Origin of the sequence: Dinoroseobacter sp. PD6 (genome assembly GCF_028807315.1) — a bacterium.
In the GTDB taxonomy this organism is placed as follows: Bacteria; Pseudomonadota; Alphaproteobacteria; order Rhodobacterales; family Rhodobacteraceae; genus Dinoroseobacter; species Dinoroseobacter shibae.
This window is the reverse complement of the sequence record NZ_JARAMN010000020.1, coordinates 2501-5995: the sequence shown is the minus strand read 5'-3', so window position 1 is coordinate 5995 and position 3495 is coordinate 2501. Positions and strand designations below refer to the sequence as shown.

Below are 3495 nucleotides of genomic sequence, written 5' to 3'. Positions count from 1 at the left end.
GAGAGTTATTGGTTTTTTTCTAGGTTTGGCGGTGACCTACTCTCCCACGTCTTGAGACGCAGTACCATCGGCGCTACGGCACTTAACGACCGAGTTCGGGATGGGATCGGGTGTTTTGCTCGCGCTATGACCACCAAACCAAGGAAAAAACCAAGTGCGTTGCACTTGGGTTTTTCCTGGTTGGAGGCAGCGTTTCGGCGGAGCCGACAACGCGTTCCAACACCGCGGGTTATCCAGGTGCAGCGCTTACCACCTGATATTCAGGTGGGTTTTCACATCGGCGTCCAAGCCAAGTTTGTGTATGCTTTGATTTGTGTGTAGGGGCATTTGCCGTCTACTGGATCAAATCAAGCCTATCGGACCATTAGTACCGGTCAGCTGAGTGCATTGCTGCACTTACACCTCCGGCCTATCGACGTGGTGGTCTACCACGGTCCTCAGGGATACCTTGTTTTGAGGGGGGCTTCCCGCTTAGATGCCTTCAGCGGTTATCCTGTCCGATCATAGCTACCCAGCACTGCCGTTGGCACGACAACTGGTCCACCAGTGGATCGTTCACCCCGGTCCTCTCGTACTAGGGGCAACTCCTCTCAAGTATCCTACACCCACGGCAGATAGGGACCGAACTGTCTCACGACGTTCTAAACCCAGCTCACGTACCTCTTTAAACGGCGAACAGCCGTACCCTTGGGACCTGCTCCAGCCCCAGGATGAGATGAGCCGACATCGAGGTGCCAAACGGTGCCGTCGATATGGACTCTTGGGCACCATCAGCCTGTTATCCCCGGCGTACCTTTTATCCGTTGAGCGATGGCCCTTCCACTCGGGACCACCGGATCACTATGGCCGTCTTTCGACTCTGCTCGACTTGTCAGTCTCGCAGTCAGGCTGGCTTCTGCCATTGCACTCAACGAGCGATTTCCGACCGCTCTGAGCCAACCTTCGCGCGCCTCCGTTACGCTTTAGGAGGCGACCGCCCCAGTCAAACTACCCGCCACACAGGGTCCCGGATCCGGATAACGGACCGCGGTTAGACATCAAGCGATGCAAGGGTGGTATCTCAAGGGAGGCTCCACAGGAACTGGCGTTCCTGCTTCAAAGCCTACCACCTATCCTGCACATGCATGGCCTGATGCCAGTGTGAAGCTGTAGTAAAGGTGCACGGGGTCTTTCCGTCTAACCGCGGGAAGCCTGCATCTTGACAGGCAATTCAATTTCGCTGAGTCGATGTTGGAGACAGCGGGGAAGTCGTTACGCCATTCGTGCAGGTCGGAACTTACCCGACAAGGAATTTCGCTACCTTAGGACCGTTATAGTTACGGCCGCCGTTTACCGGGGCTTCAATTCGGTGCTTGCACACCTCCTTTTAACCTTCCGGCACCGGGCAGGCGTCAGACCCTATACGTCGTCTTGCGACTTCGCAGAGCCCTGTGTTTTTAGTAAACAGTCGCCACCCCCTGGTTTGTGCCCCCCGCCCATAGTTGCCTACGAACGGGGCCTCCTTCTCGCGAACTTACGGAGGTATTTTGCCGAGTTCCTTCAACATCGTTCTCTCAAGCGCCTTGGTATTCTCTACCAGTCCACCTGTGTCGGTTTAGGGTACGATCTCATGGAGGGCTATTTCCAGGAACCGATCAGCGGCCCACCCAATCCGATAAGGGTGAACAACAGTCTCGATCCGTCACATCCTCCTGGCCCAGGAATATTAACCTGGTTCCCATCGACTACGCCTTTCGGCCTCGCCTTAGGGGTCGGCTTACCCTGCTCAGATTAACTTTAAGCAGGAACCCTTGGACTTTCGGCGACAGGGTCTCTCACCCTGTTTGTCGCTACTCATGTCATCATTCTCACTGGTGATCACTCCACCGGATCGCTCACGCGCCGGCTTCACAGTCAAACCCGGTCCTCCGCAGGATCCGAAGATCCTCAAGAGGAATGGGTTATGTCACACCACGCTCTGCTACCATGCACTACGTGCATCCTAAGCTTCGGCTCATGGCTTGAGCCCCGTTACATCTTCGCCGCAGGACAACTTGTTTAGACCAGTGAGCTGTTACGCTATCTTTAAAGGATGGCTGCTTCTAAGCCAACCTCCTGGTTGTTTTGGTCGTCCCACCTGCTTTCCCACTTAGCCATGAATTGGGGGCCTTAGCTGTAGGTCAGGGTTGTTTCCCTCTCCACTACGGACGTTAGCATCCGCAGTGTGTCTGCCATCTAGTACTCCCGGGTATTCGGAGTTTGGTTAGGATCAGTAAGCCTGTGGGGCCCCATTACCCATCCAGTGCTCTACCCCCCGGGGTATTCGGATGACGCTCTACCTAAATAGATTTCGCAGAGAACCAGCTATCTCCGAGTTTGATTGGCCTTTCACCCCTAGGCACAATTCATCCCGACCTTTTTCAACAGGTGTGGGTTCGGACCTCCAGTTGGTGTTACCCAACCTTCATCCTGATCATGCCTAGATCACTCGGTTTCGGGTCTGATCCCACGAACTCATGCGCCCTATTAAGACTCGCTTTCGCTGCGCCTACACCTAACGGCTTAAGCTTGCTCGTGAGACCAAGTCGATGACCCATTATACAAAAGGTACGCCGTCACCACTGATGTGGCTCCGACTGCTTGTAGGCGTCCGGTTTCAGAAACTGTTTCACTCCCCTCGTCGGGGTGCTTTTCACCTTTCCCTCACGGTACTGGTTCACTATCGGTCAGCAAGGAGTACTTAGCCTTCGAGGGTGGTCCCCCGATGTTCAGACAGGATTTCACGTGTCCCGCCCTACTTAATACGTCCAATTGAGCTTCCAATACGGGGCTGTCACCCACTATGGCCTGTCTTTCCAAACAGTTCTTGTCACTCGCATGGCTCGGCTGGTCCCCGTTCGCTCGCCGCTACTAGGGGAGTATCTGTTGATGTCCTTTCCTCCGGGTACTTAGATGTTTCAGTTCCCCGGGTTTGCTCTTTAAGACCTATGTATTCAGTCCTAAAGTACCTGGATTACCCTATTATTAAGAACACTCCGTGCTCGCCCTTGGCGAGTCTCACCGGCAAGCCGGTTCGTCCCACCGCAATGCGGATCAGGAGTATAATAATAACAGAGTATCAGGTGGGTTGCCCCATTCGGAAATTCATGGATCAAAGCCTGTTCTCGGCTCCCCATGACTTATCGCAGAGTACCACGTCCTTCATCGCCTCTTGCTGCCAAGGCATTCGCCAAACGCCCTTTTCGCGCTTGATTTGATCCAGAAGACGACAAACGCCGACTTCCGAACCAAAGCATACTTTCCCAACATCAGCGCTGGTTCACACTGATGCTTGTGTGATGGTTAATCACACGGGTTAGTGTACTTGACTTGGACAAAATTGCTTCTCGCACTGATCCCGAAGGACCAGACGACGATCTTCCCATACTCGGGAGATCAGCAATTCTGATGTTTAACTCTCTATACGATTTCAAACGCGTTTCCGTAGGAAACGCGGTTCGTGCGAGGCAGCGTATT

At 53.9% G+C, this 3495-nt stretch carries 2 rRNA genes; both read right to left on the bottom strand.

Annotated elements, in window-relative coordinates:
* Positions 1-23: 23 nt before the first annotated feature.
* Positions 24-138 (bottom strand): 5S ribosomal RNA (gene rrf, locus PVW48_RS20045).
* 205 nt (positions 139-343) lie between these two features.
* Positions 344-3233 (bottom strand): 23S ribosomal RNA (locus PVW48_RS20040).
* Positions 3234-3495 lie beyond the last annotated feature (262 nt).